Source organism: Streptomyces swartbergensis, assembly GCF_002148965.1.
GTDB lineage: Bacteria > Actinomycetota > Actinomycetes > Streptomycetales > Streptomycetaceae > Streptomyces > Streptomyces swartbergensis.
The window spans coordinates 1-13,468 of sequence record NZ_NGFN01000246.1 but is presented as its reverse complement, the minus strand read 5'-3'; the positions used below and the strand labels follow the sequence as shown (position 1 = coordinate 13,468).

General features: G+C 70.0%; 9 protein-coding genes. 7 read left to right on the top strand and 2 right to left on the bottom strand.

Features of this window, described 5'->3' with window-relative positions; translation table 11 throughout:
* Positions 1 to 15: 15 nt before the first annotated feature.
* The 3 genes from CA983_RS30530 to CA983_RS30520 are packed head-to-tail and all read left to right on the top strand — an operon-like array spanning position 16 to position 3,346.
* Positions 16 to 1,437: a sugar porter family MFS transporter gene (locus tag CA983_RS30530; protein WP_086604049.1), complete on the top strand. Its 1,422-nt coding sequence runs from the start codon at positions 16 to 18 to the stop codon at positions 1,435 to 1,437.
* Between the two features lie 23 nt (positions 1,438 to 1,460).
* Complete coding sequence (locus CA983_RS30525) at positions 1,461 to 2,480, top strand: Gfo/Idh/MocA family oxidoreductase (protein WP_086604048.1); 1,020 nt, start codon at positions 1,461 to 1,463, stop codon at positions 2,478 to 2,480.
* Complete coding sequence (locus tag CA983_RS30520) at positions 2,477 to 3,346, top strand: sugar phosphate isomerase/epimerase family protein (RefSeq protein WP_086604047.1); 870 nt, start codon at positions 2,477 to 2,479, stop codon at positions 3,344 to 3,346. The genes CA983_RS30525 and CA983_RS30520 overlap by 4 nt, the downstream gene beginning before the upstream one ends.
* 50 nt (positions 3,347 to 3,396) lie before the next feature.
* Here CA983_RS30520 and helR read toward each other — a convergent pair whose 3' ends face one another.
* Together helR and CA983_RS30510 are read right to left on the bottom strand one after the other, a co-directional pair.
* Complete coding sequence (helR, locus tag CA983_RS30515) at positions 3,397 to 5,553, bottom strand: RNA polymerase recycling motor ATPase HelR (protein WP_086604046.1); 2,157 nt, start codon at positions 5,551 to 5,553, stop codon at positions 3,397 to 3,399.
* Between the two features lie 162 nt (positions 5,554 to 5,715).
* Positions 5,716 to 8,646 carry a GH32 C-terminal domain-containing protein gene (locus CA983_RS30510; RefSeq protein WP_086604045.1) on the bottom strand — a complete coding sequence of 977 codons (2,931 nt, stop codon included), beginning with the start codon at positions 8,644 to 8,646 and terminating at the stop codon, positions 5,716 to 5,718.
* A gap of 262 nt (positions 8,647 to 8,908) precedes the next feature.
* On the opposite strand from CA983_RS30510, the gene CA983_RS30505 reads away from it, so the two are divergent.
* From CA983_RS30505 to CA983_RS30490, 4 genes are all read left to right on the top strand, one after another.
* Positions 8,909 to 9,952, top strand: coding sequence for a LacI family DNA-binding transcriptional regulator (locus CA983_RS30505; protein ID WP_167407501.1), 1,044 nt, complete (start codon positions 8,909 to 8,911; stop codon positions 9,950 to 9,952).
* A gap of 131 nt (positions 9,953 to 10,083) precedes the next feature.
* Positions 10,084 to 11,385 carry an ABC transporter substrate-binding protein gene (locus tag CA983_RS30500; RefSeq protein ID WP_244207166.1) on the top strand — a complete coding sequence of 434 codons (1,302 nt, stop codon included), beginning with the start codon at positions 10,084 to 10,086 and terminating at the stop codon, positions 11,383 to 11,385.
* 237 nt (positions 11,386 to 11,622) lie between these two features.
* Positions 11,623 to 12,549: a carbohydrate ABC transporter permease gene (locus CA983_RS30495; protein ID WP_244207165.1), complete on the top strand. Its 927-nt coding sequence runs from the start codon at positions 11,623 to 11,625 to the stop codon at positions 12,547 to 12,549.
* Position 12,550: 1 nt separating this feature from the next.
* Positions 12,551 to 13,423 (top strand): carbohydrate ABC transporter permease, encoded by an 873-nt coding sequence (locus CA983_RS30490; protein WP_086604041.1) that lies wholly within the window; start codon positions 12,551 to 12,553, stop codon positions 13,421 to 13,423.
* Positions 13,424 to 13,468 lie beyond the last annotated feature (45 nt).

The following is a 13,468-nucleotide window of genomic DNA, read 5'->3' as shown; positions in this document are numbered from 1 at the left end:
CCACCGAACGTGGCGATGATCGTGATCAGCCTCAGCCGCCGCCTGACCGCCGTCGCGGACGACGCTCCCCCGGCGGTCAGGCGGCGGCTGAGGCYGATCACGATCATCGCCACGTTCGGTGGTCTGCTCTTCGGCTACGACACCGGCGTCATCAACGGCGCCCTGCCCTACATGACCGAGGACCTCGGCCTGACCCCGGTCACCGAGGGCATGGTCACCAGCTCGCTGCTGCTGGGTGCCGCGCTGGGCGCGGTGGCCGGCGGCCGGTTGTCGGACGCGCGCGGCAGGCGGCGCAACATCCTGCTGCTGGCCGTGCTGTTCTTCGTCGGCGCGCTCGGCTGCACGCTCGCCCCCACGACCGAGGTGATGATCGTTGCGCGGTTCGTGCTCGGTCTCGCGGTCGGTGGCGCGTCGGTGACCGTGCCGGTGTATCTCGCGGAGATCTCGCCCGCCGAGCGGCGCGGCGCTCTCGTCACCCGCAACGAGCTGATGATCGTCAGCGGTCAGCTGCTGGCCTTCACGTCGAACGCGATCATCGCCCAGGTCGGCGGCGAGTCCGGTGGCGTGTGGCGCTGGATGCTGGTCGTCGCCACGCTGCCGGCCGTGGTGCTCTGGTTCGGCATGCTGGTGATGCCGGAGAGCCCCCGCTGGCTGGCCTCCCGGAGCCGCTTCGGGGAGGCCCTCGAAGTCCTCAGGCAGGTGCGATCGCAGGCCCGGGCCGAGGCCGAGCTGAAGGAGGTGTCCGCACTCGCCGTCAAGGACGAGCAGGCGAAGCTCGGCGGCTGGCAGGACATGAAGAGCACGCCGTGGCTGCGGAAGCTGATGTTCGTCGGGTTCGGCATCGCGATCGTGCAGCAGATCACCGGCGTCAACACGATCATGTACTACGGCACGCAGATCCTCACCGACGCCGGTTTCGCCGCCGACAGCGCGCTGACGGCGAACATCGCCAACGGTGTGATCTCGGTGCTGGCCACCTTCGTCGGCATCTGGCTGCTGGGCCGGGTACCGCGCCGCCCGATGCTGATGACCGGTCAGGCCGGCACGACCGTCGCCCTGTTGCTGATCGGCGTCTTCTCCCTGGTGCTGCCCTCGGGTGACGCACGGGCGTTCGCGGTGCTCGCCATGACGGTCACGTTCCTCGCCTTCCAGCAGGGCGCGATCTCGCCGGTGACCTGGCTGATGCTGTCGGAGATCTTCCCGATGCGGATGCGCGGCTTCGGCATGGGGATCGCGGCCGTGGTGCTGTGGCTGACCAACTTCGTGATCGGGCTGGTCTTCCCGTCCCTTGTCTCCGGGATCGGGATCTCCAACACCTTCTTCCTCTTCGTGGTGGCGGGCGTGCTGTCCCTCATCTTCGTGAAGCTCTACGTCCCCGAGACCAAGGGCCGCACCCTCGAAACCCTCGAAGCCGAACTCCGCACGCGCTTTTCCTGACCCTCCCTGTGAAGGAAACGACCATGACCGTACGTGTAGGCGTCATCGGCGCCGGAATGATCGGCCAGGACCACATCCGGCGGCTCACCGAGGTCGTCACCGGGGCGTCCGTGACGGCCGTGACCGACATCGACGCCGACCGCGCCGCCGAGGTGGCGGCCCGGATCGGGGCCACCGCGCTGCCCACCGGCGCGGAGCTGATCGCCTCCCCCGACGTGGACGCCGTCCTCGTCACCTCCTGGGGCCCCACCCACGCCGAACACGTCCTGAACGCGATCGCGGCCGGCAAACCGGTGTTCTGCGAGAAGCCCCTGGCCACGACCGCCGAGGACTGTCTGCGGATCGTCGAGGCCGAGCGGGCGCACGGCCTCCGCCTGGTGCAGGTCGGCTTCATGCGCCGCTTCGACGCCGGCTACCGCCAGATGAAGGAGGTCCTGTCGACCGGCTCGCTCGGGGCCCCGCTGATCGTGCACTGCGCCCACCGCAACCCGACCGTGCCGGAGTCGTACCACTCAGCCATGGCCGCCCAGGACACCGCCGTGCACGAGATCGACGTGCTGCGCTGGCTGCTCGACGACGAGATCGTCTCCGCCCAGGTGGTCACCCCGCGCGCCACGAGCAAGCGCTTCGCGCATCTCAAGGACCCTCAGATCATGATCTTCGAGACGTCCGGGGGCGTCCGGATCGACCTGGAGGTCTTCGTCAACTGCCAGTACGGCTACGACATCCAGTGCGAGGTCGTCGGCGAGGACGGCCTGGTCCGGCTGCCCGATCCGGCGGCCGTCGGGGTCCGCACCGCCGCGCGCCACGGCACGGGTGTGCTCCAGGACTGGAAGGACCGGTTCGCGGAGGCCTTCGACACCGAGTTCCGCGAGTGGGTCGCAGGCGTGGCCGCCGGCGCCGAGCCCACCGGCCCGTCCTCCTGGGACGGTTACGCCGCCACCGTCATCACCGACGCCGCCGTCCGGTCCCTGGAGACCGGCGGCGAGACCGTCACCGTCGACATGAAGCCCCGCCCCGCGTTCTACGGAGGGACCGCGTGAAGATCGCCCTCGACCCCTACATGTTCCGCTCCCTGCCGATCGACGAGATGGTGCGTACGGTCGCCGAACTCGGCTACGAGTACATCGAGTTGTCGCCGCGAGCGGACTTCATGCCGTTCTTCCTGCACCCGCGTGCGGACGACGAGCGGGTGGCGGAGCTGAAGCAGTCGCTGCGCCGGCACGGTGTGCGGTTGTCCTCGGTGCTGCCGCTGTACAAGTGGTCCTCGCCGGACGAGACCGAGCGGCAGGCCGCCGTCCGCTACTGGAAGCGGATGATCGAGATCACCGTCGAGCTCGAATGCCCGCTGATGAACTCGGAGTTCAACGGCCGTCCCGAGCGGGCCGCCGAGAGCGAGGCAGCCTTCTGGCGCTCGCTGGAGGAACTGCTGCCGGTGTTCGAGCGCGAAGGCATCGCTCTGAACCTGGAGGCCCACCCGGACGACTTCTGCGAGGAGAACACTCCCGCCGTCGATCTCGTCCGCGCGATCAACAAGCCGTGGGTGAACTACCTGTACTGCGCCCCGCACTCCTTCCACCTCTCCGGTGCTTCCGAGGTCGGCGCCGACATCGCGGCGATGATGCGCTATGCCGGTGACAAGCTCCAGCACGTGCACATCGCGGACTCCTTCAACCACAAGGGTTCGTCCGGCCTGCGCTACATCCTCAACCCGCCGGGCACTCCGGCCCGGATCCACCAGCACCTCGACATCGGCCAGGGCGAGGTCGACTGGGACGCCTTCTTCGGCACGCTCCGCGAACTGGGCTTCGACGGTGTCGCCACGTCCTGTGTCTTCGCCTGGGAGGAGCGGGCCCGGGAGTCGTCGGCGTTCATGCTGGACCGCATCCGCAAGGAGCTCGCCGCGTAGGACTTCCGGCCGGGGCCCGCGCTGCTGGAGGGCCCCGGCCGGAGCCCGTGTCAGGGGCTCGTGAGGACGACGAGCTGCTGGGTCGCCCGGGTCATGGCGACATAGTGGTCGACCGCTCCCTCGATGCCCGTGCCGAAGTCCTGCGGGTCGACGAGGACGACCAGGTCGAACTCCAGCCCCTTCGACAGCTCCGGGGTCAGCGAACGGACCCGGGGCGAAGCCGGCCGGAACCCGGGATCGCCGATCACACAGGCGATCCCGTCCGGATGGGCGGCGAGCCAGCTGTCGAGGACCGAGTGCAGCTCCGCGGTGGATCCGTGCACGACGGGGACACCGCCGCTGCGGATGGAGGTCGGCACGTTGGCGTCCGGGAGCGCGGCCCGGATGACCGGCTCGGCCTCCGCCATGATCTCTTCCGGTGTCCGGTAGTTGATGCTCAGTGAGGCCAGGTCGATCCGGCCGAACCCCACCCGCGCGAGCCGTTCCCGCCACGACTCCGTGAACCCGTGCCGGGCCTGGGCGCGGTCCCCGACGATGGTGAAGCTGCGGGACGGGCAGCGCAGCAGCAGCATCTGCCACTCCGCGTCGGTCAGTTCCTGGGCCTCGTCCACGACGATGTGCGCGAACGGGCCGGCGAGCCGGTCCGGGTCGGCGGTGGGCAGGGCGGACTCGTCGACCAGGGAGTTGCGCATGTCCTGCCCGTGCAGCATGACCAGCACCCCTTCGCCGTCGTCGTGGGTGTGGGCCTCCAGCAGGTTGTCGATGACCCTGTCCATGCGTTCGCGTTCGGCGGCGACGGCGGCGGCGTGCCGGCGTGCGCGTCGTGACGCCTCCGGGTCGCCGAGCCGCTGCCGTGCCGCGTCCAGCAGCGGCAGGTCGGACGCCGTCCAGGCCTGAGGATCCTCGCGCTGCAGCTTTCGTACCTCTTCGCGGCTGAGCCAGGGAGCGCACATCCGCAGGTAGGCCGGTACCGACCACAGGTCTCCGACGAGATCGCTCGCCTCCAGCAGCGGCCAGGCGCGGTTGAAGGCCGTGAGCAGGTCCCTGTTCCGCGACAGCGACCTGCGCAGCAGGGCGGCCGGCGCGTCGCCCTCGTGCTTGTCCTCCAGGATCGTGAGCAGTTCCTCCCAGACCTGGCCGCGCGCGTCGTTGTGCGGGGTACCGGGTTCCGCCGCCGCGAACGCCACGAGCCAGTCCTCGGCACTGAGCCGGATGTCGGACCAGTGGGTCGTGACCGTCATCCCCTCGGCGGGCGGCTCCTCGTAGAACGTGACAGCCTTCTCGATCGCCTTCACCATGTCCGCGGACGCCTTCAGGCGCGCGACGTCCGGGTCGCTCTCGACCGCCGCTTCGGCTCCCTCGGGGACGAGGTCCCGCAGGATGCAGGTCTGCACGCCCTCCTCGCCGAGGCTGGGCAGGACGTCGGCGACGTAGGAGAGGTAGGGCCGGTGCGGGCCGACGAACAGGACGCCGCCCCGGCGGTGGCCGAGCCGGGGGTCGGAGTACAGGAGGTAGGCGGAGCGGTGCAGGGCGACGACCGTCTTGCCCGTGCCCGGGCCGCCGTCGACGACGAGGGCGCCTCGGGAACCCGCGCGGATGATGGCGTCCTGGTCGGCCTGGATGGTGCCGAGCACGTCCCGCATCCGGGGTGAGCGGTTGCTGCCCAGGCTGGCGATGAAGGCGGACTGGTCGTCGAGCGCGGCGTGCCCGACGACTCCGTCCGCGGTGAACACCTCGTCCCAGTAGTCGCTGATCCGGCCGCCGGTCCAGCGGTACCGGCGACGGCTCGCGAGCCCCATCGGGTTGGCGTGGGTGGCGCCGAAGAACGGCTCGGCCGCGGGGGAACGCCAGTCGACCAGCAGCCGGCGCCCCTCGCTGTCGGTGAGGCCGAGTCGCCCCACGTACACGGGCTCGGAGTCGTCCGCGCCGACCATGTGCCCGAGGCACAGGTCCAGGCCGAAGCGCCGCAGTGCCCGCAGGCGGGCGGTCAGCCGGTGGATCTCGGCGTCCCGGTCCATCGCCTGCCGTCCCTTCCCGCCGGGCGCCCTGCGCTCGGCATCGAGGCGGCCGGACAGCTCGGCGATCGACTGTTCGAGACACGCGGCGACGGCAGCGAAGTGCCGCTCGTCCCCGGCGATCAGCGCCGGGTCGGCTTTGTGCGAGAGGCGGTCGGGAAGATCGAACGCACTGGTGGTCAGGGGGGTCACGTCATGCTCCCGTTTCCGCAGGTCCTGGCATAGGCGGGACAGTCTGCGGCACACAGGGGGCCTTGCCGCAAGGCCCCCTGTCTGCTATAGCTTGAGAAAGGCAAGGAGAGTTCTCCCTTGCCTTTCTCTGTTTCCTGCCGCGGGCGGCGCCCCGCAGACCCTCTATCGCCGTACGGGCACGTTGACGTCGTCCACGTTGATGTGACCCCAGCCGCCCGCCGCCCGGTCGACCACCTCCACATGGATCCGCTCGCCGATGTGCGCGGCCAGGTCGAACACGACACGGCGGTACTGTTCCACGCCGCGGCCGGTCGCCTTGGCCAGCACCTTGCCGTCGCGGGCGCGGACGACGGCCGCGTAGAGCCGGTCGGGGTCGTTGCCGCCGGACACGAGCAGGTCGACGACGCCGTCTCCGCCGAGGACGACGGTGGCGGAGCGGAGCACCCCGGTGGCCTCGTCGCCGCCCGCGTCCGGGTTGAAGCCCCACAGGTGGTGGCCGGACGTGTCGTCCTGGGTCTGCGCCTGGTAGAAGGGCCCGCCCCAGCCCCAGTCGGTGCGGGTGGTCACGTTGGCGTCGCTGAAGGTGGTGCCGGAGACGACGGTCCACCCGGTGAGGTCTCCGGTGGCGAAGTCGTGGTTGGGCAGGGCGTCGACGTCCGCCGGGCGCGGCGGATCGTAGGCGGCCGGGGCGACGGGTGTGTCGTAGGCGCCGTTCATCCGCCAGACGTCCAGTTCCAGGACGCGGGCGGCGCCTCGGTCGGCGGTCAGTCGCAGGCCGGTGGCGTCTTCCCGGGTGGGGTAGACCCGGCTGGTGAGGCTGTGGGTGCCGTTGACGTAGGCCTCCAGCATCGAGCGGTCGAGCAGGACCCTCAACCGCAGTTTCCCGCCGTCGAGTTCGACGGTTCCGCCGTGCACGCCCTTGCGGACGTCCGGGTCGAGGCTGGAGCGCCCGCGGTCGATCGAGAAGCGGCGTTCGGCGGTGTCGTAGGACAGCAGGGTCTGTTCGGTGCCGTCGGCGCAGGCCCGGACCGCCAGGGTGATGCTGCGGGCGTCGCGCGGTTCGATGACGGCGTGGATGTCCAGCAGGTCGCCGGAGACGCCGGCGAGCCGCCGGTTCGCTTCCTCGACGGATGTCCGGCGGATCCGGGCGAGCCGCTCGCCGCGCAGGCCGGCCGCCTCGGCGATCGGTTCCACGCCGAGGGTCCCGTCCCGGCGGAGGGAGACGCTGACGGGCATCCCGGCGTTGTGCGCCCAGCCGGACTGGGCGTGCTGCTGTTCGGTGCGGCGGTCCTGGGTGATGCTGAAGAGCACGGACCTGCCGTCGGGGGTGACGAAGCCGGACGGGCCGGTGAAGTGCTCGCCGAGGTCGAACTCGCGGGGCTCCTCGTGGTCGGGCACGAAGCGGCAGGCGCGCTTGTCGAAGGTGCCGATCCAGTAGTAGGTGTGCTTGACGGCCTCCGGGTGGAACGCCTCCCACCAGGGGCTGATCAGCAGGATGTGCTTGCCGGTGCGCTTGCCCTGCGGGCCGGGCAGCGGGAGGAGCACCGGCAGCTCCCACACCTCGCCGGGTCCGGGCTGGGTGGCGAGGTCGTTCCGGTGCAGGGGGCCGCGGTACGTCCAAGGGCCCTCGGGCCTGCGGGCGGTGTACACGAGTGCGGTTCCGCCGTGCTTCCGGGTGACCCGGGTGCCGTCGTAGTCGACGATGCCGCTGCCGACCAGCTGGTACCAGACGCCGTCCTCCTCCCAGACGAACGGGTCGCGGAAGTTCTCCGCCCACGCGGTGCCGGGGCCCGCCGGGAGACCTGCCGGGGCTTCGGTGACCGGCTCGGACCTCATGGTCCAGGTCGGCAGGTCCGTGTCCCCGTCGGCCGGGTAGGTGGAGACAGCGAGTCCGGTGCGCTGGCGGTGGGCCAGGCGGTCGTCGCCGCCGGTGAAGAAGAGCACGGGCCCCCGGTCGCCGTCGACGTACGCGGAGCCCGACCAGCAGCCGTCGGGACCGACCGAGTCCGCGGCGGGTGCGAGGGCGATGGGCAGGTCCCGCCAGTGCACCAGGTCGGTGCTGACCGCGTGTCCCCAGTGGATCTGGCCCCAGTACGGGCCGAACGGGTCGTGCTGGTAGAAGATGTGGTACTTGCCCTTGAAGTACACGGGCGCGTGCGGCTCGTTCATCCAGTGCCAGGGCGGCAGCATGTGGAACTGGGGGCGGTGCCGGTCGCCGTCGAAGCGGGACCGGTGCTGCGCCAGGTCCGGCCGGGGCACGCGGCGGCCGGGCAGGGCCGCGATCGCGTCGTCGTGCTCCGTGCGCGCCTCCGGGTCGTCCAGGGTGCCCGGGCGGATCACGACGCTGTCCAGCAGCCCGGTGTACATGTTGGCGTGGAACTCACCGTTCAGCAGCGTCGGCCGGTTGTGCCGTCCTATGAGCAGCGGTTCGTCCGGGGCCAGTCGGGGGGCCCTGTCCGGGGTGGTGGCGGTGCCGATCGGCCGGCCGTCGCGGTAGAGACGCAGTTGCCGGGCGGCCGGGTCGTAGGTGGCCGTGACGTGTGTCCACCGGCCCTTGGTGGCCGGCTGGTCGACGGCTCCCTCGACCTCGATCAGGTCGGTGCCGAAGCCGAGTTGGAAGACGAGCTGCCCGAAGCGGCGCAGACCGAGCAGGAATCCGGTCCTCGCGTCCGGGTCGTGCTGGTTGACCAGGGCCTGGGGCTTGCCGTCGATGCCGTGCTCGTAGGCGTAGGGCGCGAGCCACACGTCGAGAGTGAGGCCGCCGGCGGGGTCGAGGTCGCCGGGGCCCCGGGCGGTGACGACGGTGGAGTAGCCGTCGAAGTACAGGGCCCGGCCGCGTACGCCGCGGCGGCGTACGGGGTCGCTGTCGGGCTTGAAGCGGGCGTCGGTGAAGACGTAGTCGATCGGGTCGGCGGCACCGGAGACCGCCTCGCGGGTGACCGTGCCCGCGCGTTCGTCGAAGTCCCAGCGGGCGGAGGGGCTTTGGGGCCGTTGCCGGTCCCGGGCGGCGGCGGGAGCGGGAGCGAACGCGAAGGGGACCGTCGTGCCGCCCACGACGGCGGACACGACACTGAGGGCCGTTCTTCTCCTCATGGCTGACTCCTGGGGCGCGCGGCAGGCTCGACGCCGTGCCAAATCGGTTTAGTAGATGGCTCGGCATGGTTCGCGTGTCTCGACTGCTAAAGCAAGTGCTAACGCGCAGCGAGTTGCCCGGGTGTTACTGAAAGGTCTGGCAAAACAGGACATAAGGTCGCAGGTGTTCCTTCGAGATATCCCGGGTGTTGACACCGAACGCGAGACGCATCACTCTCATCGCATCTTGCTAATCCGATTTAACAACGGAGCTGACCCACCGATGCCTGAGCGCCGTGTGACCATGGCCGACGTCGCCCGCAGGGCGGGCGTCTCGCCGACGACCGCGTCGTTCGCCCTGTCCGGCCGCACCGACATGCGCATCTCCGAGGCGTCCCGCGACCGCGTGCTGGAGGCCGCCCGGGAGCTGGGCTACCGCCCCAACGTCACCGCGCGCAGCCTGCGGACGAAGTCGACCCAGACCATCGGGTTCGTGTCGGACCGGATCACCACCACTCCGTTCGCGGGCGATGTGATCCGCGGTGCGCTGGAGGCGGCCCGGGAGCGGGATCACCTGCTGTTCATCACGGAGGCCGGTGGCGACCGCGCCGCCGAGTCGTCGCTGGTCCACGCGTTGCTGGACCGGCAGGTCGACGCGGTCATCTACGGCTCCATGTTCACGCGGTACGTGACTCCTCCCAAGGAGCTCTTCGGGCGCCGGGTGGTCCTGCTGAACTGCCTGGCCCCCGGGTTCGACGCGCCCTCCGTCGTCCCGGACGAGCTGGAGGCGGGCCGGGACGCGGCCCGCGCCCTGCTCGCGGCCGGTCACCGGGAGGGCATCTGGGCGATCGGCGGCCACCAGGCCGTTCCGGCCACACCCGAGGGCATCATCGCGGGCAACGAGCGCATGCGCGGTCTGGAGGAGGTCCTGCGGGTGGGCGGGGCCCGGCTGGACGGTGTCGTCGAGTGCGACTGGGACACGCGGGACGGCCACCGGGAGGTGGCCGCGCTGCTCGCGGCGGGTCATCGCCCCCGGGCGCTGGTGTGCCTGACCGACCGGGTGTCCATGGGCGCCTATCAGGCCCTCGGCGAGGCGGGTCTGTCGGTGCCCGGGGATGTGTCGGTGGTGTCCTTCGACGACCAGGACATCGCGTCCGTACTGCGCCCGGCGCTCACCACGCTGAAACTGCCGCACTACCGGCTCGGCCGTCTCGCCGTGGAGCTGATCCTCGGCGAAGGGCCGCTCGAACCAGTCGTGCACCGTGTGCCCATGCCGCTGCGCGAGCGCGCCTCCCTCGGCACCCCGGCGGCGGACCGACGCACCTGAAGACGGTTGTCCCGCCGCCCGGAGCTACGACCTCCGGGCGGCGGGACGGCCACCAAGAACAGCGACCGTCGCAACCGGTCGCCCAGGCGGGTCCGGCAAGACCCGTCTCAGTGAGATGGAGGAACCTCGTGGTGTTCAGAACCAGGCGCCTCGCAGTCGCGAGTGTAGCCGTCGCGGCCGCGACCGCGCTGGTCGCCGGATGCGCGACCGGAAGCAGCGGCAGCACGTCCGGAGCCGACGGCGGCACGCTGACCCTGTGGACGCACAACGCCGGAAACTCGGCCGAGCTCGACGTCGTCAAGAAGATCATCAAGGATTTCAACGGCTCGCAGAGCAAGTACAAGGTCGAGCTCCAGGCATTCCCGCAGAGCAGCTACAACGACTCGGTCGTGGCCGCCGCCTCGGCCCGCAAGCTGCCCTGCCTGCTGGACGTGGACGGCCCCAACGTGCCGAACTGGGCCTGGGGCGGCTATCTGGCCCCGATCGACGTCTCCGGCAGCGAGGTACCGCTGTCCGCCCAACTGCCCAGCACCATCGGCCGTTACCAGGACAAGGTCTACGCGTTCGGCTTCTACGACGTCTCCCTCGCCTTCTTCGCCCGCAAGTCGGTGCTGAACGAGTACGGCATCCGCATACCGACCATCGACAAGCCCTGGACGAAGGCCGAGTTCGACTCCGCGCTGGCCAAGTTGAAGAAGAGCGGGAAGTTCGAGTATCCGCTGGAGATGGGCACCGGCGGTCTCGGCGAGTGGTATTCGTACGGCTACTCCCCCCAGTTGCAGAGCTTCGGCGGGGATCTGATCGACCGCGACGGCTACAAGACCGCCTCGGGCACGCTCGACGGCAAGAACGCCGTGGAGTGGGCCACCTGGTTCCGCTCGCTGGTGTCCAAGGGATATCTGTCGAAGAAGTCCGGGGTCGATCCCAACAAGGACTTCCTCGCCGGCAAGAGCGCCCTCCACTGGGACGGCAGCTGGAACGCGGTCAAGAACGCCGACAAGCTCGGTGACGACCTCGCGGTCATCCCGCCGGTCGACTTCGGGCACGGGCCCAGGATCGGCGGCGCCTCCTGGCAGTGGGCGATGAGCTCCACCTGCTCCGACAAGGCCGGCGCGCAGGCATGGCTGAAGTTCTCCCGCCAGACCAAGTACTTCGTCGACTACGCCAAGGCCACCGGCACGATCCCGGCCACCGACGCCGCCGCCAAGCAGGTCGACGGCTACCAGCCGGGCGGGAAGTTCAACGTGTTCGTCCAGTACGCGCGCAAGTTCGCGGAGGTCCGCCCGGCCACCCCGGCCTACCCGTACATCTCCACCGAGTTCCAGAAGGCGACTCAGGACATCCTGGCCGGGGCCGACCCCAAGAACGCTCTCGGGCAGGCCGCCAAGGCCATCGACAACAACCTCAAGACGAACCACTACGACGCCGGCTGACCCACCGGTCCGGTTCGGGCCCCCGACCGCGCCTGAGCGCTCCGCTGGCTGTGTCGATATGCGGCTCCGCCGCGGGGCCGCGATGTGTCGTCGATCGTCTGCGACACCGTCGTGGCTGGTCGCGCAGTTCCCCGCGCCCCTTCGGGGCGCTGCCGAACTGCAGCGGACTTCGCCCGACCTGCTCAGCCGCGCCGACCCGAGCCGGACCGGCACCCCTCTGGAGCTACCGTGACCACCATGACCGCAGCCCTCGAGCGGCTGCGCCCGGTCCGGCGAACCCGAACGACGCACGCCCGTCGCCGTGAGAGCCTCACCGCCCTCGGCATGGCCACCCCGGCCGTCGTGCTGCTGATCGTCTTCCTCGTCGTACCGGTCGCCCTGACCTTCGCCCTGGCGTTCACCGACGCACGGCTCATCTCGCCCACCCCGGCCCGCTTCGTGGGCCTCAGGAACTTCACCCAGCTCTTCCAGGACCCGGTCTTCTTCAAGTCCCTGCGCAACACGGCGTACTTCGCCGCCGTCGTCGTGCCTCTGCAGGCCGGGCTCGCGCTGGTGCTGGCCCTGCTGGTCAACGCGAAGGTGCGCGGCGTCAACTTCTTCCGCACCGTCTACTTCCTGCCGGTCGTCACCTCGATGGTGGTCGTGTCCCTGCTGTGGACCTTCCTCTACCGGCAGGACGGCCTGGTCAACCACGTGCTCTCGGCACTCACCTTCGGACACGTCCAGGGCCGGGACTGGCTGGGTGACCCGGCCACCGCCATGCCCGCCATCATCCTGATGTCGGTGTGGCAGGGCGTCGGCTTCCACATGATCATCTGGCTGGCGGGCCTGCAGACCATCCCCGCCGAGCTGTACGAGGCCGCCGACCTGGACGGGGCCACCCGCTGGCACCGCTTCCGCCATGTCACCTGGCCCGGACTGCGCGCCACCCGCACGTTCGTGCTGATCACCATCACCATCGCGTCGTTCGGCCTGTTCACCCAGATCAACGTGATGACCGAGGGCGGCCCGCTCGACTCCACGACCACCGTCGTCTACCAGGCGATGCGCACCGGCTACGAGCAGCAGCAGACCGCGTACGCGGCGGCCGTCTCCCTCGTCTTCTTCGTACTGGTGCTGACCGTGTCCCTCGTCCAGCGTTTCCTGACCCGGGAGAAGGACTGACATGACCTCCTTCCTGAAGCACCTCGGCGGTCACGCCGGCCGGGTCGTCCTGGCCCTGGTCTTCGCGCTTCCGCTCGTCTTCATGCTCGTCTCGTCGTTCAAGCCGGACGACCAGATCTTCGGCGACCTGGGCTCCCTGCGTGCCTTCCTGCCGGTCGGCGCCCTGTCACTGGACAACTACACGGGCGTGTTCGAGCGCGTCCCGGCGGCACGTTTCCTGCTGAACTCCGTGCTGATCTCCTCGATCACCGTGGTCCTCGGCATCGTCGTCAACAGCCTTGCCGCCTTCGCCCTGTCACGGATGCGCTGGCCCGGCCGGAAGGCCGTCCTGACCGCCGTCATCGCCACCCTCATCGTGCCGTTCGAGACGTTCGCGCTGCCGCTGGTGTGGTGGGTCAACCAGCTGCCGCTGCTCCGCGTCAACGGCTTCCACCTGGAGTGGACCACCGGCTGGATGGACACCTACCAGGTGCAGATCCTGCCGTTCGTCGCCAACGCCTTCTCGATCTTCTTCTTCCACCAGTACTTCCAGAGCATCCCCAGGGAGATCGACGAGGCGGCGATCGTGGACGGCGCGGGCTGGTTCACCATCTACCGGCGCATCGTCATGCCGCTGTCCGGTCCGGCCGTCGCCACCGTCGCCATCCTCACCTTCCTGCCCGCCTGGAACTCCTACCTGTGGCCGCTGATGGTCGTGCAGAGCGAGGACCTGCGGCCGGTGATGGTCGGCATCTCCTACTTCTTCCAGCTCAACGTCGGCTGGGGCCAGATCATGGCCTACTCCTCCATGATCACCGTGCCGATCCTGGCGCTGTTCGTGGCCTTCCAGCGGTCGTTCGTCAACAGCATCGCCTCCACCGGCGTCAAGGGCTGACCGCGCTCCTCGACTCCCCCACCCCCGAAAGGACCCCTGCGTGTC

Bases quoted from the DNA above. Each gene is read 5' to 3' on its own strand.
- CA983_RS30510 (WP_086604045.1), bottom strand. From the start codon at position 8,646: ATGAGGAGAAGAACGGCCCTCAGTGTCGTGTCCGCCGTCGTGGGCGGC.
- CA983_RS30495 (WP_244207165.1), top strand. From the start codon at position 11,623: ATGACCGCAGCCCTCGAGCGGCTGCGCCCGGTCCGGCGAACCCGAACG.
- CA983_RS30525 (WP_086604048.1), top strand. From the start codon at position 1,461: ATGACCGTACGTGTAGGCGTCATCGGCGCCGGAATGATCGGCCAGGAC.
- CA983_RS30490 (WP_086604041.1), top strand. From the start codon at position 12,551: ATGACCTCCTTCCTGAAGCACCTCGGCGGTCACGCCGGCCGGGTCGTC.
- CA983_RS30505 (WP_167407501.1), top strand. From the start codon at position 8,909: ATGCCTGAGCGCCGTGTGACCATGGCCGACGTCGCCCGCAGGGCGGGC.